Raw genomic sequence first — 21,031 nt, 5'->3', positions numbered from 1 at the left:
CGAGCTTAATCCGTGGTTGCAATTATAAATAATCGTTGTATCGTTTCCTAGGTGTAGGAATTACAACCTATCAGTGATTCCAGATTACTGGCACAACGGATAAGTCATGAATTCGAAACCAGCCAAGCCCATGCTCCCGCCGCATACCGCTGAAGAGAACGTCGCCTATATCAGGCAGATGCTCGGCGAGCTGCGTACCGTCGCCGCCAACGAGGGGGCCGATATGCTGCGCTATCTGATCGAGATGGCCTATGTCGAGGCCGGCGACATCCAGTCCGGCCTGCGCCCGTTCTCAATCCGGCATGATCGAGACGCCGCCGCCGGCATGCCGCTGAAGGCGGCCGGCAAGGTCAAGTTCTAGCAGGACGAGATAGACGTTTCCCGCATCGATGCCGGTATAGCGAATGATCTCGTCGATCTCGGCCGGCACTTGGCTCATCGCCTCGGCGATCCTCTCCCGGTCGCCGTCGCTCGGCGGCAGCCGCAGGGCGGGCGGCGTATCCTCTCCCGGTTCCCGCGCATCGGGGCGGGGGGAGAAGAGGTCGGGTTCGGCAAGCGGCCGCAGCCCCTCCAGCACATCCTCCGGTGTCGTGGTGATCGTCGCACCGTCCTTCAGCAGGCCATTGGTGCCTTCGCAACGCTGGTCGAGCGGCGAGCCGGGCACGGCAAAGACCAGCCGGCCGAAATCCGCGGCATTCCGCGCCGTGATCAGCGAGCCGGAGCGCACGGCCGCCTCCACCACGACGAGGCCGAGCGCCATGCCGGCGATCAATCGGTTGCGGCGGGGAAAATCGCGGGCGCGCGGTTCCCAGCCGAAGGGCATTTCGCTGACGGCGAGGCCTTCGCCGTCGGTGAGTTCATTCAGCAGGCCGATGTTTTCCGGTGGGTAGGGCTTGTCGAGACCGCCGGCCATGGCGGCGATCGTGCCGGTCTCGAGGCTGGCACGATGGGCGGCGGTATCGATGCCGCGTGCCAGGCCCGAAACGATGGAATAACCCGCGCGACCGATGTCCCGTGCCAAAAGCCCCGCGAATTTCATACCCGAGATCGAGGCATTGCGTGCGCCGACGATGCCGACGGCCGGTGCCGACGTCACCCTGCGGTTGCCCTTGGCGGCAAGAAGGGGCGGGGCGCCGTCGATCTGGCGCAGCAGCGGCGGATAGTCGGGCTCGCCGATGCCGATGAGGGTGGCGCCGTGCCGTTCGGCAATCTCCAGTTCGCGTTCCGCCTCCGCCCTGGAGGCGACGCGGATGCTGCGGGACGCGCCACCGCGGCGGGATAGTTCCGGCAGCATCTCAAGTGCAGTCTCGGCGCTGCCGAAATGGTTGATCAACTCTCGAAAGGTGACCGGACCGACATTATCGCTGCGGATGAGCCGCAGCCAGGCGATCCTCTGTTTTTCCGTCAGCGCAATTCCCCTTGTCCTTGCGCTGCGGTCGTCCATGGCTACCCCTTGCTGCCGATCTTGCTTTCCGTTCCGCTCAGGAGGCGGCCGATATTGGCGCTGTGTTTCCACCAGGTGATGACGGTGAGCACGAGAAAGAGCAGTGCCACCTTCTCGTGACCGAGAAACCACAATACAACCGGAGATGCGGCCGTTGCAACTAGCGCTGAAAGAGAAGAGTAACGCGTCAGATACGCCAGGCCGATCCAGATGGCCGCGAAGACCGCGAGCATGACGGGCACGAGGCCCAGCAGCAGGCCGACATAGGTCGCAACGCCCTTGCCGCCCTTGAAGCCGAGCCAGACGGGAAAGAGATGGCCGAGGAAGGCTGCAAAGCCCGCGGCAATGCCCGCGTCGAGCCCCCAGCGCAAGGCGATGGCAGCCGCGGCGGTGCCCTTGAGGGCATCGAGGAGAAGCGTTGCGGCGGCGAGCTTCTTGTTGCCGGTGCGCAGCACGTTCGTCGCGCCGATATTGCCCGAGCCGATCTGACGCACGTCGCCGAGCCCGGCCATGCGGGTGAGGATCAGGCCGAAGGGAATGGACCCGAGAAGATAGCCGAAGGCGAGGGCGGCGAGTGTCGGCAGCGTGCCGAGCTGCCAGGTGAAAATGTCGGACACGTGGTTCTCCCCCGAGATTTCATTGCGGCGAATGCCGGCAAGGCCGCTGCGGGGCGGCGTCCCTTCCGCCCCAGATGCATCAGCCCAGCGAATGCACCCGTTCGCCGGCAACATAGGTGCTAACCGCGCGTCCCGTAAAGCGGGCATCTTCGAACGGCGTGTTCTTCGAGCGCGAGACGAAGGTATCCTTCGTGGCAAGCCACGGCTCGTCGGGATCGATCAGCACGATATCGGCCTTCACACCCGGCGCCAGCGTGCCTGCATCGAGGCCGAAGATTTTTGCGGGCCGCGTGGAGAGCGCATCGATGAGCCGCATCAGCGGAACTTCTCCGCTATGGTAGAGCCGCAGCGCCGCCGCCAGCATGGTCTCCAGGCCGATGGCACCATCGGCGGCATCGGCGAAGGGTAGGCGCTTGGTGTCGACGTCCTGCGGGTCATGCGAGGAGACGATGATGTCGATCTCGCCGCGGGCCAGCGCATCGACCATGGCCTTGCGGTCGTCCTCGCCGCGCAGCGGAGGAGAGAGCTTGAAGAAGGTGCGGTATTCGCCGATGTCGTTTTCGTTCAGCGTCAGATGGTTGATCGACGCGCCGCAGGTTACGTTCGCACCGCGCTCACGGGCGATCTTCACCGCTTCCGCCGATTCCGGTACCGAGATCTGTGCGGCGTGATATTTGCCGCGCGTCAGGCCGGCGATGCGCAGGTCCCGTTCGAGCGGGATCAGTTCGGCTTCGCGCGGGCTGCCCGAAAGGCCGAGCCAGCTTGCCAGCAGCCCCTCGTTCATCACGCCGCCTGCGCCAAGATGCTTGTCGCGGGTTTCCAGCGCGATGACGCTGCCGAATTCGCGGGCGTAGGTCATGGCACGGCGCAGGACCTGCGCATTGTGCATCGGGTTGCGGCCGTTGGTGAAGGCGACGGCGCCGGCGGCCTTGAGCAGGCCGAACTCGGTCATCTCCTCGCCGGCAAGGTGCTTGGTCAGCGCCGCGGCGGGGTGGATGTTGACGACGGCCTTGTCGCGCGCCGTCTTCAGCACGAACTCGACCAGCGCGATATCGTCGATGACGGGATCGGTATCCGGCATCATGATGAAGGTGGTGACGCCGCCGGCCGCCGCCGCGCGCGAGGCGGATTCGATGGTCTCGCGATGTTCCGCGCCGGGCTCGCCGACGAAGACGCGGGCATCGACGAGGCCGGGAGTGGCGATCATGCCGCGACCGTCGACGACCTCCGCGCCCTCGGGCGCGCCCTGGTTCTGCGCGCCGGCGCCGATGGCGGCGATCCTGCCGTTCTCGATGACGATGGAACCCTTCTCATCGAGGTTGCGCGAGGGGTCGAGGATGCGGAGGTTTTTCAGGATAGTGGTGCGGGTCATGCGCGAACACCCTGGTTCTGCGAAACAAGAAGCGTTTCCATCACGGCCATGCGGACGGCGACGCCCATCTCGACCTGCTGCTCGATGACGCTCTGCGGGCCGTCAGCGATCTCGGAGGCGATTTCCACGCCGCGGTTCATCGGGCCGGGATGCATGACGAGCGCATCCTCCTTCGCCGCCTTCAGCTTTTCCGCGTCGAGGCCGTAATAGTGGAAGTATTCGCGCACCGAAGGCACGAAGGCGCCGGACATGCGCTCGCGCTGGAGGCGCAGCATCATCACGACGTCGGCGTCCTTCAGGCCTTCCTCCATGGAGTGATAGACCTCGGCGCCCATCTCGGCGATGCCCGATGGCAACAGCGTCGCAGGAGCGACGACGCGCACGCGGGCGCCCATGGCGTTGAGCAGCAGGATGTTCGAGCGGGCGACGCGCGAATGCAGCACGTCGCCGCAGATGGCGACGATGATGCGCGAGAGCTTGCCCTTGGCGCGGCGGATGGTCAGCGCGTCTAGCAGGGCCTGGGTCGGATGCTCGTGCTGGCCGTCACCTGCGTTCACCACCGAGCAGGAGACCTTCTGCGCCAGAAGCGCGGCCGCGCCGGCGGAAGAGTGGCGCACCACCAGTACGTCCGGATGCATGGCGTTCAGCGTCATCGCCGTGTCGATCAGCGTTTCGCCCTTCTTCACCGAGGAATTGCCGACCGACATGTTCATCACATCGGCGCCGAGGCGTTTGCCGGCGAGCTCGAAGGAGGACTGCGTGCGGGTAGAGGCTTCGAAGAAGAGATTGATCTGCGTCAGGCCGCGCAGCGTCGACGTCTTTTTCTCCCGCTGCCGGGAGATTTTCACCGCCTCGTCGGCGCGGTCGAGCAGATGGGTGATTTCCTGCTCGGTCAAACCCTTGATGCCGAGAAGGTGGCGATGCGGAAAGAAGTCCATGAAACTCCGCCTCAACTGTCGTTGGATACGCGGGGTCTATAGAGCGTCGATTCGGCCGCGGCAAGGCGAAGACACCGGACATGAGCGCATTCCCACGCTTTTGTGTTCGCAACAGTGTCACGGGGTCGAACGCCCCGTTTCGCCCGCCCGCGACTTGGGCTAGAACCCGCTCATGACTCGTGACACCGAACAGAAACTCGCCGATCTCAACCAGCCGCCGCTCTGGTCGGGCATCAATGCCTATCGCTCCGATCCGCTCCTGGTGGATGCCACCGATGCGATGCCGAAGGGCCTGCGCGACGAGTTCGATGCGATCGGCCGCTACGTGACCTCGCCGGAAGCGCAGGAACTGGCGCGCATGGCCAATGTGGGCGTGCCGCAGCTGCGCACCCACGGCCCGCGCGGCGAGCGCCTCGACATCGTGGACTATCACCCGGCCTGGCATGCGCTGATGCGCCGCTCCATGGCGAGCGGCCTGCATTCCTCGCTCTGGGAAAACGTCGCCGACGAGCAGGGCCGGGCGCACAAGGCGCGCGCCGTCCGGTTTTATCTGACGGCGCAGCTCGAATGCGGCCATCTCTGCCCGCTGACGATGACCAGCGCTTCGGTCGCCGCGCTCTCCGCTTCGCCGCAGGTCCAGCGCGAATGGGGCCGGAAAATCCTGTCGCGCAAATATGACAGCGCCAACAAGCCCGCCATGCAGAAGAGCGCCATCACCATCGGCATGGGCATGACGGAAAAGCAGGGCGGCACGGATGTGCGCGCCAACACGTCCAAGGCCGAGCGCGTCGGCGAGGGCATCTACCGGCTGACGGGCCACAAATGGTTCCTGTCGGCGCCGATGAGCGATGGTTTCGTCATGCTGGCGCAGACTCGCGAGGGCACCGGCTGCTTCCTCGTGCCGCGTCTTCTGGAGGACGGCGCCAGCAACGGCCTGCGCTTCCAGCGTCTCAAGGACAAGATCGGCAACCGCTCCAATGCCTCGTCCGAGGTGGAATTCTCCGAGACGTTCGGCTTCCTGCTGGGGAGCCCCGATGCCGGAATCCGCACGATCCTCGACATGGTGACGCTGACGCGGCTCGACTGCGCGCTCGCCTCCTCTGGCATCATGCGCGCCTCGCTTGCGGAAGCCGTGCATCACACACGGGGCCGCAATGTCTTCGGCAAACCGCTGGTCGCCCAGCCGATCATGACGCGCGTGCTCGCCGACATGGCGCTCGACGTCGCCGGTGCCACGGCGCTTTCGCTGCGGCTGGCCGAAGCCTTCGACAAGGCGCGCGACAGCGCGGAGGATGCCGCCTATGCCCGCATCATGACGCCGGTCGTGAAATACTGGTGCTGCAAGATCGCGCCGGCACTCATCTATGAAGCGATGGAGTGCATCGGCGGCAGCGGCTATGTCGAGGAGCGGCCGATCGCCCGGCATTACCGCGAGGCGCCGGTCAATGCGATCTGGGAGGGTTCCGGCAATGTCATGGCGCTCGACCTGATGCGCGTCATCGGCCGCGGCAGGGACCTGTTCGAAATGCTGTTCGCCGGGCTTGCGCGCGATCTCGGCGCTGCCGGCAAGAAGACGGTGGATGTGCTGCGCGCCTGCCTGTCGCTCTGCGAGCGTGACGAGGGCGCTGCCCGCATGCTGGTCGAGCAGCTGGCGCTCGCCGCTGCCGCCGCCGAGCTCTACCGCGCCGGTGCCGGCCGCGTTGCCGATGCCTTCCTGGAAACACGTCTCGCCTCCGGCTGGCGCTCGACCTATGGCATGCTCGATTCGCGTTTCGACTCTGCCTATATCGTCGATCTGCTCTACCCGCCGGCCAGATAGGCCGTCGTCGCCAGCACCATCGGAATGGTGAAGAACGAGGCGATGGTCTGCAGCGTCGCGACGGCGGCGTAGAAGGGGGCATCGCCGCCCATCTGCTTGGCCAGCACATAACCATTCATCGCTGTCGGCACGCTCGCGCCCATCGCGATCGTCAAAAGCGGCTCGCCGCGCATGCCGAGCGCATAGGCGGCGCCCGTCATGACCAGCGGCATGAAGACGAGTTTCAGCACGACCGGCAGAAGCGCCAGTGGGCGCGGTTTCAGCGCATCGGCAAGCCTCAGCCCGGCGCCCACCATGATGAGGCCGAGGCTGAGCGAGGTATCCGCCACCAGCTCGGCGGTCTGCATCAACGGCTTGTAGATCTCGATGCCGAGCAGGTTGACGGCGACGCCGAATACCGAGCCGATAATCATCGGGTTGGTCACGATCTTCTGCGCGAAGGTTTTCAGACTGCGCGTTCCGCCGCCGAACCAGACGAGCATGCCGATATTGTAGAGATTGATCGGGATGATGATCAGCGTCGCCACCAGCGCGACGAGGGTGAGGCTCTGCGCGCCGTAAAGCTTTTCCGCGATGGCGAGGGCGATGAAGGCGTTCCAGCGCGTGGAGGTCTGGAAGACCGAGGTGAAGGTGGGTGCCGACACGCCGGCGGTGCGGAAGAGCGGCCAGCACAGCGCGAGCACCGCTGCGATCAAAGTCACTGAACCGATGGAGCCGACGGCTATCCTGCCGGCTGCCATGCCGGAAAATTCTGCATTGGCAAGCGTGGTGAAAAGCAGCGAGGGGAACAGCACGAAGAAGCCGAGCTGTTCGAGCCCGTTCCACATGTCCCGGTCGATCAGCCGCCAGCGCTTGAGAAAGGCTCCCAACACGACGAGCAGGAAGACGGGCAGAATGCTTTCGAAGATAGGGAGCATGGAACCGGATCGGGCGAGGGGAGATATCTGCTCATTCCATGCCCCGTGCGCCGTGGCAAGAGGCCGGCCGCCGGGCGCCCCGAAAGGCACCCATGTGGAAATTAACCTTACCGAATGGTTTACGTTGCGAAAGCAGGGTTAACGGGCGAAGGTGCCGTTTACCTGGTGTTAACCATGCGAGTGAGTACAAGCCATGGCCAGTACGGCCCGGATTTCGGTCATGACGACCCTGTTTTCCTTTGTGACGGTGGATATCGTCGTCCCGCTGCTCGTGTTTGTCGCGGGTGTCGCGGCGAGTGAAGTCCTCTTCGCCGTCGCCGATCTCTTCGCAGAAAAGAGGAGGGCGGCATGAAGTGGTTCCTGATCCTGTGGGCCGGCCCCATCGCGCTTCTGGGAAGCTGGTACGGGCTTTCCTACTACGACATGAATTTCGGCTTCTTCATGCTGACGCGCCAGACGCATGATCTGGTGTTCCAGATCTACGGCCAAATCCTCGGCATTCCGCCGGAAGACCTGCCGCTCCTAGTGCTGCGCGCCATTATTGTCGATAGCCTTGTTGTCTTCGCCATCCTTGCCTTCCGCCGCCGCAAGCAAATCTCTGCCTGGTGGCAGGCCCGCCATCAGTCGGCGCCGGCGGCTCTTGCAAGAGACGAAAGCCTGTCCAGCGCGCCCTGAAGAATGAACGAGGCGGCGGCCGAGTCGATGCGCTCGGCGCGCTTCTTACGCGATACATCCATCTCGATCAGCGTGCGCTCCGCCGCGACCGTCGACAGCCTTTCGTCCCAGAAGACGAAGGGGATGTCGGTTTTATCCGCCATGGAGCGCACGAAGGCGCGCGTCGCCTGAACGCGCGGGCCGGCACTGCCATCCATGTTGACGGGCAAGCCGATGACGAAGGCGACGACCTTCTCCTTTGCGGCGAAGGCCAGCAGCAAATCCGCATCCTGCGTGAATTTTACCCGCTTTAGCACCGGCCTAGGCGTTGCCAGCCGCCGGCCGAGATCGGAGACCGAAAGGCCGATCGTCTTGGTGCCCAAGTCGAGGCCGGCGATCGGCTGTCCGGGCAGGAGGCTTTGCGCCAGGTCTTCCAGTGTCAGCGTCGCCATGGCGAACCTCTCTCAGCGCTTGCGGACGAACTCGGTGCGCAGGACCAGCCCGCGGATCGTCTCGTGCCGGCAGTCGATTTCTTCCGGATTGTCGGTGAGGCGGATCGTCTTGATGACCGTGCCCTGCTTCAGAGTCTGTCCGGCACCCTTCACCTTCAGGTCCTTGATGAGCACGACCGAATCGCCATCGACGAGCACATTGCCGCCGGCATCGAGCACCACGGCCTTCGCTGCCTTTTCCGCTGCGATCTCGGAGGCAGGGCGCCACTCGCCTGTCGCTTCGTCATAGATATAGTCGTCGTCGCTCATGGCGGAATCCCCTCAGTTTCGTAAGCCCACGCTTATAACGATCCCGCGACGGATGGAAACGGCCTTCACCGGGACTATATTGCCTGGCGAATCCCAAATGGAGAACAAGCATGAAAATCACCTGGCTCGGCCATTCCGCCTTCCGCATCGAAACGGCGAAGGCGAAGATCCTCATCGACCCGTTCTTCACCGGCAATCCGGCCTTTGACGATGCGACCCGCAAGGACGCCGTCGCCGGCCTCACCCATATCCTGCTGACCCACGGCCATGGCGACCATGTCGGCGATACGATCCAGATCGCGAAAGAGACCGGCGCGACGGTGCTGGCCAATGCCGACCTCGCTGCCTGGCTTGGCGCCAAGGGCGTCGAGAAGGTCGATATGGGCAATACCGGCGGCACCGTGCATTTCGATGGTTTTTCGACGACCTTCGTCAATGCGCTGCATTCCTCCGCGCAGATCACCGAGGACGGCACCTCCCATTCGCTCGGCAGTGCCAACGGCCTCGTGCTGCATTTCGAGGACGAACCGGCGCTCTACCATATGGGCGACACCGATATCTTCTCCGACATGGCGCTGATCCAAGAACTGCACCAGCCGGAAATCGGCCTCGTGCCGATCGGCGACCGTTTCACCATGGGCGGTGCCGTCGCGGCGCTCGCTTGCCAGCGCTTCTTCAAGTTCGACACGGTCATTCCCTGCCACTACGGCTCCTTCGGCATTATCGACCAGACGGCTGACCTCTTCGTGCAGGCCATGGAGGGTGCCGCAGCCAGGATCGAGGTGCCGAAGGTCGGCGATCTCGTGACGCGTTAAGCGGCAGGAAAACGGGCGAGGGGGCGTGGAACGGGCCATTCCCCCGTTGCGCCCTTTTGGCTTGGTCAGTATAGCGGGTAAGAAATTTCCTATCGGAGACCATCCATGTCCGTAGATCTTGCCACCGTGAAGCGCGTCGCGCGCCTTGCCCGCATCGCTGTCAGCGAGGAAGAGGCAAACCGCATGACCGGCGAACTGAACGGTATCCTCGGCTTCGTCGAGCAGCTTTCCGAAGTGAACGTCGAGGGCGTCGAGCCGATGACCTCGGTCACGCCCATGGCGATGCGCAAGCGCGAAGACGTCGTCAACGACGGCAACAAGGCCGACGCCATCGTCGCCAATGCGCCGGCCACCGATCGCAACTTCTTCCAGGTGCCGAAGGTCGTCGAATAACTCCGCCTTTGCCGCCCGCGCCGTCCGCTTCCGAAAGTAGTTCCATGACCGACCTTACTCGCCTCACCATTGCCGAAGCCCGCGAAAAGCTCTCCGCCAAGGAGATCAAAGCCGTCGAACTGACGGACGCGTATCTTTCTGCGATCGAAGCGGCCAATCCGGCAATCAATGCCTATGTTACCGTGACGCCGGAAAAGGCGCGCGAGATGGCCAAGGCCTCCGACGCCCGCATCGCCGATGGCAAGGCCGGCGCGCTGGAGGGCATCCCGCTCGGCATCAAGGACCTGTTTGCCACCGAAGGCGTGCACACGCAGGCTTGCAGCCACATCCTCGACGGCTTCAAGCCGAAATACGAATCGACCGTCACCCAGAACCTCTGGAACGACGGCGCGGTCATGCTCGGCAAGCTGAACATGGACGAATTCGCCATGGGCTCCTCCAACGAGAGTTCCTATTACGGCGCCGTCAAGAACCCGTGGCGCGCGCAGGGTTCCAACGCCGATCTCGTGCCCGGCGGCTCCTCGGGTGGTTCGGCCGCAGCCGTCGCCGCCTTCCTCTGCGCGGGTGCGACCGCAACCGATACCGGCGGCTCGATCCGTCAGCCCGCCGCCTTCACCGGCACCGTCGGCATCAAGCCGACCTATGGCCGCTGCTCGCGCTGGGGCATCGTCGCCTTCGCCTCCTCGCTCGACCAGGCCGGCCCGATCGCCCGCGATGTGCGCGATGCCGCGATCCTCTTGAAGTCGATGGCGAGCGTCGACGCCAAGGACACGACCTCCGTCGATTTGGCCGTTCCGGATTACGAAGCCTCCCTTGGCCAGTCGCTGAAGGGCATGCGCATCGGCATTCCGCGCGAATACCGCGTCGATGGCATGCCGGAAGAGATTGAAGCGCTCTGGCAGCAGGGCATCGCCTGGCTGAAGGACGCCGGTGCCGAGATCGTCGATATCTCGCTGCCGCACACGAAATACGCCTTGCCGGCCTACTACATCGTGGCCCCGGCTGAGGCATCGTCGAACCTCGCCCGTTACGACGGCGTGCGCTACGGCCTGCGCGTCGACGGCAAGGACATCGTCGACATGTACGAAAAGACCCGTGCCGCCGGTTTCGGCACCGAGGTCAAGCGCCGTATCATGATCGGCACCTATGTGCTGTCGGCCGGCTACTACGACGCCTATTACCTGCAGGCCCAGAAGGTCCGCACGCTGATCAAGCGCGACTTCGAACTCGCCTTCAATGCCGGCGTCGATGCCATCCTGACCCCGGCCACCCCGTCCTCGGCCTTCGGCATCGCCGACGAGGATCTGGCGTCGGACCCGGTCAAGATGTACCTGCAGGACATCTTCACGGTCACCGTGAACATGGCCGGCCTGCCGGGCCTGTCCGTTCCAGCGGGTCTCGACCACAAGGGCCTGCCGCTCAGCCTCCAGCTCATTGGCAAGCCCTTCGACGAGGAAAGCCTCTTCAAGACGGCCCATGTCATCGAGCAGGCCGCCGGTCGTTTCACGCCGGCCAAGTGGTGGTAAGGGGCGTCTTCGCCCCATAAACCACCTAACCGCAAAATTGTGTCGTAACGGCAACACATGCCGTTACGGAAACGTATGCGCGCCGTTTTCGGCTTGAACCTTCTCCACGACGCGAATAAACGCGCCCTCCCGGTCGTTCAGCCGGTGCGGATGTCAACGGATGGAGTTTTCCGCTCCTCCCGCGCAAGGCGGCCCTGCCGTCGTCGTGTACGGATGCCCGCACCAGAAAGACCGTTTGCGGACCTAGCTCAGTGGTAGAGCGCCGGACGAGACGTCCGGAGGTCGCGGGTTCGATTCCCGTTGTCTGCTCCATTGGATAGCTCAGTGGTAGAGCATCAGATTTTGGTTCTGAAGTCGAAGGTTCAAATCCTTCTCCAACAGCCTTCCAAGCTGTCTCATATCCGGTCCGGGGACCGGATTGCGGACGGCAGACCGGGGTGGGGCCGCAAGGTCGCTCTTCGGAAAGCCCGACGCCGGACATTTGCGGTCCGGTTGCCGGTGACGATCAAGCCGCCTTATGGCCAGCGACGGAGCAACGCTCTTGAGCCCGCCGCAAGGCTGCACGGTCCGCTCCCGGAAACCCGCTGCCGATGGCCGTCAACCGGTCTCCGGATCATTGCATTCGCATACCCCGCCCGCAGGTTTCCCGGGCGATCGAGGGTTCCAAGGAAACCGGCAGGCAAGTGCTCTGCTGATGCAACGAAACCGTAAACGAAAGGACAATCGGTTCATGACGTAGCGTATGACCGAAGGAGCAAGACCAATGACGATGTTTCTCGATTTGATTTTTGGGCGCAAGCGCGTCCTCGTGAAGGCCAACGAGCGGGTGCTCGCCCTCTACAAGGGCGCGGTTCTCGGCATTTTCGGCGCGGGTGAGCACAGCCTGCCGAATCGCCGCGGGCTGCTCGAGCTTGAGCGTCACGACATGAACCGGCCGGTTTTCGCGTCGGCCTACGAGAAGCCGTTGTTCGATGGTCTGCCGGAGGTCGCAAAGCGTGAACTGACGGTCATCCGCACCAGCGCCCGGGAAATCTCGGTCGTCGAGCGCGACGGCGAGCTCTACACCGTGCTGGCGCCGAACCAGAAGCTCGTGGTCTGGAACGCCGCCGGTCCGTGGACCGAGACGCGTGTCGACCTGACGGAACGGCTCGACATCGAACCGGAGCTGATGCGCCGGCTGACGCGCGCCCGCCGCACGGAGCTGACCACCGCCTTCCTCGTCAATGACGGTCAGGTCGGTCTGCTCTTCGTCGACGGCACGCACCAGCGCATGCTGGAGCCGGGCCTTCATGCCTTCTGGAATGTCGGCAAGACGGTCCAGGTGCGTGTCGTGGACCTGAAGCGCCAGTCGCTCGACGTGACCGGTCAGGAACTGCTCACCCGTGACAAGGTCACGATCCGGGTGAACATTTCCGCCGAATACCGCGTCGTCGATCCGCTCAAGGCGGTGTCGGAGGTCAAGGACTTTGCCGATGCCCTGTACCGGGCATTGCAGTTCGCCTTCCGCCAGACGCTCGGCACGCTGACGCTCGACCAGATCCTTGAGCGCAAGGTGACGGTCAATGCGGAAGCTGCCGAGAAGGTGCGGGCCGACATGGCTGCCATCGGGGTCGAGGTGTCGGCTATCGAGCTCAAGGACGTGATCCTGCCGGGCGAGATGCGCGATATCCTGAACCAGGTGGTTGCCGCCGAAAAGCAGGCCGAGGCCAATGTCATCCGCCGCCGCGAGGAAACGAACGCCACCCGTTCGCTCCTCAACACGGCCAAGGTGATGGCTGAAAACCCGGTCATGCTGCGGCTGAAGGAGCTGGAAGCTCTGGAAGCCATTGCCGGCAAGGTCGAGCGCCTGACCATCCACAACGGGACGGCAGGTCTGATGAACGACCTCGTGCAGCTGCGCGACAAGTAAGGGACCGCCCGGCCATGTGCCGGGCGGTTTCGTTTTCCGCCTCATCATCTCCGTGGATAGCCTTTCGTCTCCCTCGCCAAGCCGTGTGTGCAGTGCTTTCATGGTGTCGAAAGGGGCCGATGCATGATCACCGTTCGCAATGCCCGTGGGGACGACGTTCCGGAGCTCGTTGAAATCGGCGTGAGAGCCTGGGCTCAGGCCGTCGTCGGCGTCGTCGATCTCCAGGTCCGCAGCGAGCACGCCCGCAATGCCTTCCAGCAGTTCCTTGCCGAAAAATGGCTGCGCGTCAGCATCGTCGAGAGTGAGGGCGTGCTGGCCGGCTGGGCCTCGCGCGAGGCATTGGACGACGAGATCAGCGATCTCTGGGTCGATCCGCCCCAGCAGAAGAAGGGCCTTGGCGCCGCTCTCCTTGCCGCCATGGAAGCGGAAATCCTGGCCGCCGGTTTCGAGGCGGCGCGGCTCCAGACCCATGCGCGCAACACGGCCGCCGTCGGCTTCTTCCAGAAGCACGGCTATTCGGTGAACTGGCTTTCGGTCGATTATTCAGAACGCCTCGACCGCGACGTGGAATCGGTCGGCCTGCGCCGGCAGCTCGTTGCCGACGAGCCGATCGGCTACGGGCCGGGCGGGTTTTAGAGGAGGCGCGGCTTTCGCTACGCCTCCCGTCTTTCATTGCCCGTTTTCACTGATTGTCGAGCTGCGACCGCACCAGAACCAGACCGCGCTGCGTGATGCGGTAGGGCCTGCCGCCGGAGGAGGCGATGCAGCGCCGGCGTTTCAGCTTGCGAAAGAGGTCGAGGTCGAGGCCGCCGGCCCGCCAGCCGTCCCGCGTGATGCAGGCGACGGTGATGATCTTGCGGTTGTCGTCTTTTTCGATGTCGATCCTGCCGCCCTGGGCGAGCAGATGAAGAATGCGCTGTTCGGCGCGCGAAATGTCCATTGTCTTGAGTGTCCGTCGGGCGTTCGAATGAACGCGAAAAAACGTTCCGCCACCCAAGGGGTGGCAGGGCTCAGCGTTTTTTCGACCCTGCGCGCAAGCGTGATGCGGGCAGGGCCCTCAGCAGGTCTCAGACGAGTTGGACATCAAAACTCCATTTGCGGATGTCCCGAAATAATCGGGGTACCCGCAGAGGTCAATGCGCAAGGCCGGACTCAGGGCGACGTGTCGCAACCCGGCCCTATTTGGAAGAAGGTCGGTGCAACATGCGCGACCGGGCGGCTATAGTGGTATCAGCCGGCTTGCAGCATACGGTAGAGCGTCGGGCCGAAGATCAACGCCGCAGGGGCCAGAACCGCATGCAGAATCAGGATCACCATCAGCTGCGTGCGAAACGGCTCCTTGCGCGTCTTGTGCCGCAGCAGGCGTTGCGCGGCAAAGGCGCCGAGACTGCCGCCGAGGAAGGCGAATTGCAGCAGGCGCGCTTCGGAAACCCGCCAAGTGCCATCCCGCGCCGCTTCCTTGTCCCACCAGAAGAGGCAGAACGTCACGACGTTGACGAGAAGGAAAATGATCAGAAGCTTTGTCGCCGTGTCCATGGCACGGTTTTAGTCGGCCATCCTTGCGACTTGGCTAACGACGGCGCGACGCACCGCTGAAAACCTTGCGCCGCCTGCCCATATGTTCTACCGAGACAGCACCGAAGACACCACAGCAAGAGCCGAAAATGACCCTCGTCGACGTCCGTACCCCCGATCCGAAACGCTTCATCCCCGGCGCCACCGGCGACTGGGAAGTCATCATCGGCATGGAGGTGCACGCGCAGGTCCTTTCGAATTCGAAGCTGTTCTCCGGCGCCTCGACGGAATTCGGCAAGGCGCCGAATGCCAACGTCTCGCTCGTCGATGCCGCCATGCCGGGCATGCTGCCCGTCATCAACGAGGAATGCGTCAAGCAGGCCGTGCGCACCGGCCTCGGCCTGAAGGCGCAGATCAACCATCGCTCGATCTTCGACCGCAAGAACTACTTCTATCCGGACCTGCCGCAGGGCTATCAGATCTCGCAGTTCAAGGACCCGATCGTCGGCGAGGGGCAGATCGTCATCTCGCTCGGTCCGGACCGCCAGGGCAATTTCGAGGATATCGAGATTGGCATCGAGCGCCTGCATCTCGAGCAGGACGCCGGCAAGTCGATGCACGACCAGCATCCGATCATGTCCTATGTCGATCTCAACCGTTCGGGCGTCGCGCTTATGGAGATCGTCTCCAAGCCGGACATGCGCTCGTCGGACGAGGCCAAGGCCTATATGACGAAGCTGCGCTCCATCGTGCGCTATCTCGGTACCTGCGACGGCAACATGGACGAGGGCTCCATGCGCGCCGACGTCAACGTCTCCGTGCGCCGTCCGGGCGAAGGCTTCGGCACGCGCTGCGAGATCAAGAACGTCAATTCCATCCGCTTCATCGGCCAGGCGATCGAATACGAAGCCCGCCGCCAGATCGGCATTCTGGAGGATGGCGGGTCCATCGACCAGGAAACCCGTCTCTTCGATCCCGGCAAGGGCGAGACGCGCTCTATGCGCTCCAAGGAAGACGCACACGACTATCGCTATTTCCCCGATCCGGACCTGCTGCCGCTGGAATTCGACAACGCGTTCGTCGCATCGCTGCTCGCCGATCTGCCGGAACTGCCTGATGATAAGAAGATCCGCTTCGTTAGGGATCTCGGCCTGTCGGTCTATGACGCCTCGGTGCTCGTATCGGAAAAGGCGATCGCCGACTATTACGAAGCCGTGGCCGCCGGCCGCGACGGCAAGATTGCCGCCAACTGGGTCATCAACGACTTGCTTGGCGCGTTGAACAAAGACGGCAAAGCCATTGAAGAGACTCCGGTTTCGCCCGACCAGCTCGGCGGCATCATCGATCTCATCAAGGACGGCACCATCTCCGGCAAGATCGCCAAGGATCTGTTCGAAATCGTCTGGAACGAGGGCGGCAACCCGGCCGAGATCGTCGAGACGCGCGGCATGAAGCAGGTGACGGATACCGGCGCCATCGAGAAGGCCGTCGACGAGATCATCGCCGCCAACCCCGATCAGGTCGCCAAGGTTCTCGCCAAGCCGACGCTGGCCGGCTGGTTCGTCGGCCAGGTCATGAAGGCGACGGGCGGCAAGGCCAATCCGCAGGCCGTTCAGGCGCTGGTCAAGGCCAAGCTCGGCATCGAGGAATAATCCCGTGTTCTTCGTTCGCACGGCCTCCGAGCGCGATCTGGCGAAAGTCAGCGCGCTGCTCTCCGAGACGTGGCACGCCACTTACGACACGCTCTATGGTGTGGACAAGGTGAGCGAGCTCACCGCGCGCTGGCATTCCGTGCCGGCGCTGAAGGCCAAGCTGGAGCGCAAGGACAGCGAATTCGTCGTGGCCGACAACGGGCGGGAACTGGCCGGCATGGGCTATGTCGCCATGGCGAAGGACCGGTCGAAGACCGCCTTCCTGCACAATCTCTATGTGCTGCCGCGCCATCAGCGGCAGGGCATCGGCCGCGACATGTTTGCCGAGCTCGAAACCTGCTTTCCCGATGCGAACGCCATGCTTCTGGAGGTCGATCCGCGCAATGACGGCGCTGTCGCCTTCTACCATGCGCACGGATTTGCCAAGGTCGGCGAGGCCAGGCATACGGCCGACAACGTTTCCGGCGTGCCGCTCGATGTCTATGAGAAGCCGCTCGGCGGCTGAGCCGCGGCGAAAAGCCGTGGGCGAAGGCGCGGGAATCGCTGGACATTCGGGGGCTGTCGCGCCATAAGCGGAAGAAATATCAGTCTCGGGCCGCACCCCAAGCGTGGCCCTGCCAAGGACGCCAGCCCATGAGCCTTCTCAAGCAGATTTTCACCTGGTGGAACGGTCAGACGATCGGCACCCGCTTTCATACTTGGCGCTTCGGCACCAAGGTCGGCCAGGACGAATTCGGCAATGTCTATTATCAGGGCGGGGCCAAGGATTCCGAAGGCCGCACGCGCCGCTGGGTGATCTACAACGGCTATGCCGATGCCTCCGCCATCCCGCCCGGCTGGCACGGCTGGATGCATCACCGCACCGACGTTTCCCCGGCCGACGAGAAGTATGTGGCACATGAGTGGCAGAAGCCGCACCGCCCGAACGGCACCGGCACGGCGCAGGCCTACCGTCCGCCGGGTTCTATCGCGGTCGCCGGCGAGCGTCCGCGCGTGACGGGTGACTATGACGCCTGGACGCCGGGCAACTGATACAGATTTGGCCACATTTCGCCGGTAGCTCCAAGCAATCGGCGACGCCGGTTGAGATCGCAGGAGACGGCTTCATGACATCAGGGTTTTCAAAGGTGAACGCCGGACGGCGGTTCCTGACGGGTGCGCTTGCAGCTGCGGCTGTCGGCCTCGCCATGGCGCCTGTTGCCTCCGAAGCCGCCCGCATCGAAAACCCGGTCGCTGCCTTCTCCGGCATCGACAAGATCACCGGCCGCATCACCAATTTCGACGTCTATATCGGTGAGACCGTCCAGTTCGGTGCGCTGCAGGTGACGCCGAAGGTCTGCTACAGCCGTGACGATACCGAGGCCCAGAAGGTGACCTCCTTCGTCGAGGTCGATGAAATCACGCTCGACCGCAAAATCCGCCGCATCTTCACCGGCTGGATGTTCGCCGACAGTCCCGGCCTCAACGCCGTCGAGCACCCCGTCTATGACGTGTGGCTCGTCGAGTGCAAGGCGAAGTCGGACGTACCGCCGCCGGAAGATTCCGAAGCGAAATCTGAGTAAAGGCTGCGTTTGCGGCGGTGGATCCTCTGGTCAAGCCCGAGGATGACGGAGGGGAGGGAGTGTTGCCGGCCTCCGTCAAACGGTGCGGCATGCGGCACCGTTTCTATGTTTGTCCTGCTTCTCTTCTTCAGTCATCCTCGGGCTTGACCCGAGGATCCATGCCCCACGGCACAACTCATCGTCTCAGAACGGCAGATGCGGTGAGGCCAGCGCGTTGGCCAGCATGTCCTCGTATTCGATCTTCGGCACGTCTATCGCGCCAAAGGTCTTCAGGTGCTCCGTTGTGAACTGCGTGTCGAGCAGGCGGAAGCCGTGCGCCTTCAGCCGTTCTACGAGATGCACGAGGCAGATCTTCGATGCATCCGTGCGTCGCGAGAACATGCTTTCGCCGAAGAAGGCGGCCCCCAGCGAGACGCCGTAGAGGCCGCCGACGAGCGTTTCGCCATCCCAGGCTTCGACGGAATGGGCGTGGCCCATGCGGTGCAGCGTGCCGTAGAGCGACTTGATCTTGGCGTTGATCCAGGTTGAGGGACGGTCGGGTGCGGTTTGCGCGCAGGCGGCCAGCACCGCGTCGAAGGCGGTATCGAAACGGATGTCGAAGGGGTTTTGACGGATCGTCTTGGCGAGGCTGCGCGAGACGTGGAACTTGTCGAGCGGAATAACGCCCCGCATGTCCGGCTCGACCCAGAAGAGCTCCGGGTCGTCAGCCGAATCGGCCATCGGGAAGAGCCCGATGGAATAGGCGCGCAGCAAGAGTTCCGGTGTGATCTCCGGGTGCCCGCTGCGCCGCCCTGCCATGACCGACGCCGCCTCAGGCGTCGGTCTTATTGGCCAGATAATTCTCCAGCCAATGGATGTCGTAGTCGCCGTTGGCGATATCCTGGTTGCCGATGAGGTCCTGGAACAGCGGTAGCGTCGTCTTGATGCCGTCGATGACGAACTCGTCGAGCACGCGGCGCAGGCGCATCATGCACTCGACGCGGGTGCGGCCATGCACGATGAGCTTGCCGATCAGGCTGTCGTAGTAGGGCGGGATCTTGTAGCCCTGATAGGCGCCAGAATCGACGCGCACGCCGAGACCGCCCGGCGCGTGGAAATGCGTGATCGTGCCCGGCGAGGGGACGAAGGTGCGCGGATCCTCGGCATTGATGCGGCACTCGATGGCGTGTCCCGAGAAGACGATGTCTTCTTGCTCGACCGAAAGACCGGCACCGGAGGCGACGCGGATCTGCTCGTGTACGAGATCGATGCCGGTGATCGCTTCGGTGATCGGGTGCTCCACCTGAAGGCGGGTGTTCATTTCGATGAAGTAGAACTCACCGTTCTCGTAGAGGAACTCGACCGTGCCGGCGCCGCGATATTTCAGCTTCTTCATGGCGTCGGCGCAGATCTGGCCGATCTTCATGCGCTGGTCGACATTGAGCGCCGGCGAGTTGGCTTCTTCCCAGACCTTCTGGTGGCGGCGCTGCAGCGAGCAGTCGCGTTCGCCCAGATGCACTGCATTGCCCATGCCGTCGCCGACGACCTGGATTTCGATGTGGCGGGGCTTGCCGAGATATTTTTCCATATAGACGGCGTCGTTGCCGAAGGCGGCAAGCGCCTCGGAACGGGCCGTGGACACGGCTTCTTCCAGATCATCCTCGCTCTTGGCGACCTTCATGCCGCGGCCGCCGCCGCCGGCAGTGGCCTTGATAAGCACGGGGAAACCGATCTGGCGGGCGATTTCGAGCGCGTTCTCCGGCTTCACTTCGCCGTCCGAACCCGGAACGACCGGGATGCCGAGTTCCTGCGCCGTCTTCTTGGCGGTGATCTTGTCGCCCATGATGCGGATATGTTCCGCCGTCGGGCCGATGAAGGTGATGCCGTGCGCGTCGAGGATTTCCGCGAACTTGGCATTCTCCGACAGGAAGCCGTAGCCCGGATGCACGGCATCGGCGCCGGTGATCTCACAGGCGGCGACGATCTGGTGGATGTTCAGGTAGCTGTCGCGCGACGGCGGCGGGCCGATGCAGACGCTCTCGTCGGCAAGGCGCACATGCATGGCGTCGGCATCGGCCGTCGAATGCACGGCGACCGTGGCGATGCCGAGCTCCTTGCACGCCCGAAGGACGCGAAGGGCAATTTCGCCGCGGTTGGCAATGAGGACTTTGGAGATCATGGGACCCGCCTTATTCGATGATGACAAGCGGTTCGCCGTATTCGACCGGGCTGGCGTCCTGCACGAGGATTTCGGTGACCTTGCCCGAGCGCGGCGCCGGGATCTGGTTCATCGTCTTCATGGCCTCGATGATGAGGATGGTCTGGCCTTCCTTGACGGTCGCGCCGACTTCGATGAAGGCGCGCGAACCCGGAGCGGGCGACAGATAGGCGGTGCCCACCATCGGCGCCGTCACGGCGTTCTTGTTGTTGCGGGCGTCGGCCGGTGCTGCGGCGACGGCAGCGGTGGCGGCGACAGCGGCCGGTGCAGCGAAGGCCGGGGCAGCGATCGGGGCCTGGACATATTGCGGGGTGCCAGCGCGCGAGACGCGGATGCGCAGGTCGTCCTGTTCCACTTCGATCTCGGTCAGGTCCGTCTCGTTGAGGATATTGGCGAGATCGCGGATCAGAACCTGATCGATGCCGTGTTTCTTGTCAGCCATGGGATTGAGCCTCTGGTTCTTTTTATGTCGTGATGGATGAAAGCGCATGCAGCGCAAGGACGTAGCTCTGCGCGCCAAAACCGCAGATGACGCCCTTCACGGCGGGCGCGATCATCGATTTGTGGCGGAATTCCTCGCGGGCATGCACGTTGGAAAGGTGCAGTTCGACCACCGGGATTTTGATGGCGCGGATGGCGTCATGCAGGGCGATCGAGGTGTGGGTATAGGCACCGGCGTTGATGGCGATGCCGGCAGCGACGTCGCCGGCCTCGTGGATCCAGTCGACTAGATCGCCTTCATGGTTGGATTGACGGAAATCGACGGCAAAACCCAGCTTCTCGCCTTCAGCCTTGCACAGCACTTCGATATCGGCGAGCGTCTGACCGCCATAGATACCGGGCTCGCGCTTGCCGAGGGCGTTCAGGTTGGGGCCGTTGAGCACGAAAAGGGGTAAAGCCATTCGCAATTCCGCATGCTGGATTAAGGACTACCTATAGA

At 63.6% G+C, this 21,031-nt stretch carries 26 protein-coding genes and 2 tRNA genes; 15 read left to right on the top strand and 13 right to left on the bottom strand.

Translation table 11 applies throughout. The features are described from left to right. The first annotated feature begins 106 nt into the window (after window positions 1-106). Window positions 107-361, top strand: coding sequence for a hypothetical protein (locus tag AC27VQ_RS10470; RefSeq protein ID WP_488716209.1), 255 nt, complete (start codon window positions 107-109; stop codon window positions 359-361). Here AC27VQ_RS10470 and dprA read toward each other — a convergent pair. The 4 genes from dprA to AC27VQ_RS10450 all read right to left on the bottom strand — a co-directional run bounded on the left by dprA (window position 293) and on the right by AC27VQ_RS10450 (window position 4,371). Then, on the bottom strand, window positions 293-1,444 hold the full coding sequence (gene dprA / locus AC27VQ_RS10465) for a DNA-processing protein DprA (RefSeq protein WP_488716208.1): 1,152 nt from the start codon (window positions 1,442-1,444) through the stop codon (window positions 293-295). The genes AC27VQ_RS10470 and dprA overlap by 69 nt on opposite strands. Before the next feature lie 2 nt (window positions 1,445-1,446). Beyond that, window positions 1,447-2,052, bottom strand: coding sequence for a glycerol-3-phosphate 1-O-acyltransferase PlsY (plsY, locus tag AC27VQ_RS10460; protein ID WP_488716414.1), 606 nt, complete (start codon window positions 2,050-2,052; stop codon window positions 1,447-1,449). Between the two features lie 88 nt (window positions 2,053-2,140). Further along, a complete protein-coding gene (locus tag AC27VQ_RS10455; RefSeq protein ID WP_488716207.1) occupies window positions 2,141-3,433 on the bottom strand; it encodes a dihydroorotase in 1,293 nt (430 codons plus the stop codon). After that, a complete protein-coding gene (locus AC27VQ_RS10450) occupies window positions 3,430-4,371 on the bottom strand; it encodes an aspartate carbamoyltransferase catalytic subunit (protein ID WP_488716206.1) in 942 nt (313 codons plus the stop codon). Before AC27VQ_RS10450 ends, AC27VQ_RS10455 begins: the two co-directional genes overlap by 4 nt. 172 nt (window positions 4,372-4,543) lie before the next feature. Here AC27VQ_RS10450 and AC27VQ_RS10445 point away from each other — a divergent pair, with 172 nt between their 5' ends. Beyond that, complete coding sequence (locus tag AC27VQ_RS10445; protein WP_488716205.1) at window positions 4,544-6,190, top strand: acyl-CoA dehydrogenase family protein; 1,647 nt, start codon at window positions 4,544-4,546, stop codon at window positions 6,188-6,190. Here AC27VQ_RS10445 and AC27VQ_RS10440 read toward each other — a convergent pair. Further along, complete coding sequence (locus AC27VQ_RS10440; RefSeq protein ID WP_488716204.1) at window positions 6,172-7,107, bottom strand: AEC family transporter; 936 nt, start codon at window positions 7,105-7,107, stop codon at window positions 6,172-6,174. The two genes, AC27VQ_RS10445 and AC27VQ_RS10440, sit on opposite strands and share 19 nt — an antisense overlap. A gap of 193 nt (window positions 7,108-7,300) precedes the next feature. On the opposite strand from AC27VQ_RS10440, the gene AC27VQ_RS10435 reads away from it, so the two are divergent. Together AC27VQ_RS10435 and AC27VQ_RS10430 are read left to right on the top strand one after the other, a co-directional pair. Further along, entirely contained in the window at window positions 7,301-7,459 is a 159-nt protein-coding gene (locus AC27VQ_RS10435; RefSeq protein WP_488716203.1) for a hypothetical protein, read from the top strand. Then, window positions 7,456-7,782 carry a DUF6105 family protein gene (locus AC27VQ_RS10430; RefSeq protein WP_488716202.1) on the top strand — a complete coding sequence of 109 codons (327 nt, stop codon included), beginning with the start codon at window positions 7,456-7,458 and terminating at the stop codon, window positions 7,780-7,782. Before AC27VQ_RS10435 ends, AC27VQ_RS10430 begins: the two co-directional genes overlap by 4 nt. Here the strand turns inward: AC27VQ_RS10430 and ruvX are convergent. Together ruvX and AC27VQ_RS10420 are read right to left on the bottom strand one after the other, a co-directional pair. After that, window positions 7,728-8,213, bottom strand: a complete 486-nt coding sequence (ruvX, locus tag AC27VQ_RS10425) for a Holliday junction resolvase RuvX (RefSeq protein WP_488716201.1) — start codon at window positions 8,211-8,213, stop codon at window positions 7,728-7,730. The two genes, AC27VQ_RS10430 and ruvX, sit on opposite strands and share 55 nt — an antisense overlap. 12 nt (window positions 8,214-8,225) lie before the next feature. After that, a complete protein-coding gene (locus tag AC27VQ_RS10420) occupies window positions 8,226-8,522 on the bottom strand; it encodes an alkylphosphonate utilization protein (protein ID WP_488716200.1) in 297 nt (98 codons plus the stop codon). A 110-nt stretch (window positions 8,523-8,632) separates the two neighbouring features. On the opposite strand from AC27VQ_RS10420, the gene AC27VQ_RS10415 reads away from it, so the two are divergent. The 7 genes from AC27VQ_RS10415 to AC27VQ_RS10385 all read left to right on the top strand — a co-directional run bounded on the left by AC27VQ_RS10415 (window position 8,633) and on the right by AC27VQ_RS10385 (window position 13,801). Next, window positions 8,633-9,337 carry a metal-dependent hydrolase gene (locus AC27VQ_RS10415; protein ID WP_313524191.1) on the top strand — a complete coding sequence of 235 codons (705 nt, stop codon included), beginning with the start codon at window positions 8,633-8,635 and terminating at the stop codon, window positions 9,335-9,337. A 105-nt stretch (window positions 9,338-9,442) separates the two neighbouring features. Further along, window positions 9,443-9,730 (top strand): Asp-tRNA(Asn)/Glu-tRNA(Gln) amidotransferase subunit GatC, encoded by a 288-nt coding sequence (gene gatC, locus AC27VQ_RS10410; protein ID WP_313524188.1) that lies wholly within the window; start codon window positions 9,443-9,445, stop codon window positions 9,728-9,730. Between the two features lie 44 nt (window positions 9,731-9,774). Then, a complete protein-coding gene (gatA, locus tag AC27VQ_RS10405; RefSeq protein WP_421590866.1) occupies window positions 9,775-11,256 on the top strand; it encodes an Asp-tRNA(Asn)/Glu-tRNA(Gln) amidotransferase subunit GatA in 1,482 nt (493 codons plus the stop codon). A gap of 237 nt (window positions 11,257-11,493) precedes the next feature. Beyond that, a tRNA-Ser gene (locus tag AC27VQ_RS10400) sits at window positions 11,494-11,568 on the top strand. Continuing rightward, window positions 11,567-11,637, top strand: a tRNA-Gln gene (locus AC27VQ_RS10395). The genes AC27VQ_RS10400 and AC27VQ_RS10395 overlap by 2 nt, the downstream gene beginning before the upstream one ends. 382 nt (window positions 11,638-12,019) lie before the next feature. Beyond that, on the top strand, window positions 12,020-13,165 hold the full coding sequence (locus AC27VQ_RS10390; RefSeq protein WP_421590865.1) for a slipin family protein: 1,146 nt from the start codon (window positions 12,020-12,022) through the stop codon (window positions 13,163-13,165). Between the two features lie 123 nt (window positions 13,166-13,288). Beyond that, on the top strand, window positions 13,289-13,801 hold the full coding sequence (locus tag AC27VQ_RS10385; RefSeq protein ID WP_488716199.1) for a GNAT family N-acetyltransferase: 513 nt from the start codon (window positions 13,289-13,291) through the stop codon (window positions 13,799-13,801). Window positions 13,802-13,847: 46 nt separating this feature from the next. On the opposite strand, the gene AC27VQ_RS10380 is transcribed toward AC27VQ_RS10385, so the two are convergent. Both AC27VQ_RS10380 and AC27VQ_RS10375 read right to left on the bottom strand, forming a co-directional pair. Beyond that, window positions 13,848-14,105, bottom strand: a complete 258-nt coding sequence (locus AC27VQ_RS10380; protein ID WP_117371813.1) for a YjhX family toxin — start codon at window positions 14,103-14,105, stop codon at window positions 13,848-13,850. A gap of 290 nt (window positions 14,106-14,395) precedes the next feature. Then, on the bottom strand, window positions 14,396-14,701 hold the full coding sequence (locus AC27VQ_RS10375; protein ID WP_488716198.1) for a DUF1294 domain-containing protein: 306 nt from the start codon (window positions 14,699-14,701) through the stop codon (window positions 14,396-14,398). A gap of 128 nt (window positions 14,702-14,829) precedes the next feature. Here AC27VQ_RS10375 and gatB point away from each other — a divergent pair, with 128 nt between their 5' ends. The 4 genes from gatB to AC27VQ_RS10355 all read left to right on the top strand — a co-directional run bounded on the left by gatB (window position 14,830) and on the right by AC27VQ_RS10355 (window position 17,894). Continuing rightward, window positions 14,830-16,332 carry an Asp-tRNA(Asn)/Glu-tRNA(Gln) amidotransferase subunit GatB gene (gene gatB, locus AC27VQ_RS10370; protein ID WP_488716197.1) on the top strand — a complete coding sequence of 501 codons (1,503 nt, stop codon included), beginning with the start codon at window positions 14,830-14,832 and terminating at the stop codon, window positions 16,330-16,332. 4 nt (window positions 16,333-16,336) lie between these two features. Next, complete coding sequence (locus tag AC27VQ_RS10365; protein WP_488716196.1) at window positions 16,337-16,837, top strand: GNAT family N-acetyltransferase; 501 nt, start codon at window positions 16,337-16,339, stop codon at window positions 16,835-16,837. Window positions 16,838-16,965: 128 nt separating this feature from the next. Next, window positions 16,966-17,364 carry an NADH:ubiquinone oxidoreductase subunit NDUFA12 gene (locus AC27VQ_RS10360; RefSeq protein WP_313524167.1) on the top strand — a complete coding sequence of 133 codons (399 nt, stop codon included), beginning with the start codon at window positions 16,966-16,968 and terminating at the stop codon, window positions 17,362-17,364. A gap of 74 nt (window positions 17,365-17,438) precedes the next feature. Beyond that, on the top strand, window positions 17,439-17,894 hold the full coding sequence (locus tag AC27VQ_RS10355; RefSeq protein WP_488716195.1) for a DUF2155 domain-containing protein: 456 nt from the start codon (window positions 17,439-17,441) through the stop codon (window positions 17,892-17,894). A gap of 183 nt (window positions 17,895-18,077) precedes the next feature. Here AC27VQ_RS10355 and aat read toward each other — a convergent pair whose 3' ends face one another. Genes aat through aroQ form a run of 4 tightly spaced genes read right to left on the bottom strand, consistent with a single transcriptional unit; the run spans window position 18,078 to window position 20,993 of the window. Then, entirely contained in the window at window positions 18,078-18,692 is a 615-nt protein-coding gene (aat, locus tag AC27VQ_RS10350; RefSeq protein WP_488716194.1) for a leucyl/phenylalanyl-tRNA--protein transferase, read from the bottom strand. A gap of 13 nt (window positions 18,693-18,705) precedes the next feature. Further along, a complete protein-coding gene (gene accC / locus AC27VQ_RS10345) occupies window positions 18,706-20,052 on the bottom strand; it encodes an acetyl-CoA carboxylase biotin carboxylase subunit (RefSeq protein ID WP_488716193.1) in 1,347 nt (448 codons plus the stop codon). Between the two features lie 10 nt (window positions 20,053-20,062). After that, window positions 20,063-20,533 (bottom strand): acetyl-CoA carboxylase biotin carboxyl carrier protein, encoded by a 471-nt coding sequence (accB, locus tag AC27VQ_RS10340; protein ID WP_488716192.1) that lies wholly within the window; start codon window positions 20,531-20,533, stop codon window positions 20,063-20,065. Window positions 20,534-20,555: 22 nt separating this feature from the next. Continuing rightward, window positions 20,556-20,993: a type II 3-dehydroquinate dehydratase gene (gene aroQ, locus AC27VQ_RS10335; RefSeq protein WP_298103091.1), complete on the bottom strand. Its 438-nt coding sequence runs from the start codon at window positions 20,991-20,993 to the stop codon at window positions 20,556-20,558. Between the last annotated feature and the right edge of the window lie 38 nt (window positions 20,994-21,031).

It is taken from the genome of Shinella sp. 20P9.1.1 (genome assembly GCF_057798995.1).
Note: the sequence above shows the minus strand (reverse complement) of the source record. Positions and strands in the feature narration are given on the sequence as shown.

Bases quoted from the DNA above. Each gene is read 5' to 3' on its own strand.
- AC27VQ_RS10415 (WP_313524191.1), top strand. From the start codon at position 8,633: ATGAAAATCACCTGGCTCGGCCATTCCGCCTTCCGCATCGAAACGGCG.
- gatA (WP_421590866.1), top strand. From the start codon at position 9,775: ATGACCGACCTTACTCGCCTCACCATTGCCGAAGCCCGCGAAAAGCTC.
- dprA (WP_488716208.1), bottom strand. From the start codon at position 1,444: ATGGACGACCGCAGCGCAAGGACAAGGGGAATTGCGCTGACGGAAAAA.
- AC27VQ_RS10450 (WP_488716206.1), bottom strand. From the start codon at position 4,371: ATGGACTTCTTTCCGCATCGCCACCTTCTCGGCATCAAGGGTTTGACC.
- AC27VQ_RS10390 (WP_421590865.1), top strand. From the start codon at position 12,020: ATGACGATGTTTCTCGATTTGATTTTTGGGCGCAAGCGCGTCCTCGTG.
- AC27VQ_RS10470 (WP_488716209.1), top strand. From the start codon at position 107: ATGAATTCGAAACCAGCCAAGCCCATGCTCCCGCCGCATACCGCTGAA.
- gatC (WP_313524188.1), top strand. From the start codon at position 9,443: ATGTCCGTAGATCTTGCCACCGTGAAGCGCGTCGCGCGCCTTGCCCGC.
- AC27VQ_RS10360 (WP_313524167.1), top strand. From the start codon at position 16,966: ATGAGCCTTCTCAAGCAGATTTTCACCTGGTGGAACGGTCAGACGATC.
- accC (WP_488716193.1), bottom strand. From the start codon at position 20,052: ATGATCTCCAAAGTCCTCATTGCCAACCGCGGCGAAATTGCCCTTCGC.
- AC27VQ_RS10385 (WP_488716199.1), top strand. From the start codon at position 13,289: ATGATCACCGTTCGCAATGCCCGTGGGGACGACGTTCCGGAGCTCGTT.
- AC27VQ_RS10455 (WP_488716207.1), bottom strand. From the start codon at position 3,433: ATGACCCGCACCACTATCCTGAAAAACCTCCGCATCCTCGACCCCTCG.
- aat (WP_488716194.1), bottom strand. From the start codon at position 18,692: ATGGCAGGGCGGCGCAGCGGGCACCCGGAGATCACACCGGAACTCTTG.
- AC27VQ_RS10375 (WP_488716198.1), bottom strand. From the start codon at position 14,701: ATGGACACGGCGACAAAGCTTCTGATCATTTTCCTTCTCGTCAACGTC.
- AC27VQ_RS10355 (WP_488716195.1), top strand. From the start codon at position 17,439: ATGACATCAGGGTTTTCAAAGGTGAACGCCGGACGGCGGTTCCTGACG.
- AC27VQ_RS10435 (WP_488716203.1), top strand. From the start codon at position 7,301: ATGGCCAGTACGGCCCGGATTTCGGTCATGACGACCCTGTTTTCCTTT.
- gatB (WP_488716197.1), top strand. From the start codon at position 14,830: ATGACCCTCGTCGACGTCCGTACCCCCGATCCGAAACGCTTCATCCCC.
- AC27VQ_RS10430 (WP_488716202.1), top strand. From the start codon at position 7,456: ATGAAGTGGTTCCTGATCCTGTGGGCCGGCCCCATCGCGCTTCTGGGA.
- aroQ (WP_298103091.1), bottom strand. From the start codon at position 20,993: ATGGCTTTACCCCTTTTCGTGCTCAACGGCCCCAACCTGAACGCCCTC.
- ruvX (WP_488716201.1), bottom strand. From the start codon at position 8,213: ATGGCGACGCTGACACTGGAAGACCTGGCGCAAAGCCTCCTGCCCGGA.
- AC27VQ_RS10420 (WP_488716200.1), bottom strand. From the start codon at position 8,522: ATGAGCGACGACGACTATATCTATGACGAAGCGACAGGCGAGTGGCGC.
- accB (WP_488716192.1), bottom strand. From the start codon at position 20,533: ATGGCTGACAAGAAACACGGCATCGATCAGGTTCTGATCCGCGATCTC.
- AC27VQ_RS10445 (WP_488716205.1), top strand. From the start codon at position 4,544: ATGACTCGTGACACCGAACAGAAACTCGCCGATCTCAACCAGCCGCCG.
- AC27VQ_RS10440 (WP_488716204.1), bottom strand. From the start codon at position 7,107: ATGCTCCCTATCTTCGAAAGCATTCTGCCCGTCTTCCTGCTCGTCGTG.
- AC27VQ_RS10380 (WP_117371813.1), bottom strand. From the start codon at position 14,105: ATGGACATTTCGCGCGCCGAACAGCGCATTCTTCATCTGCTCGCCCAG.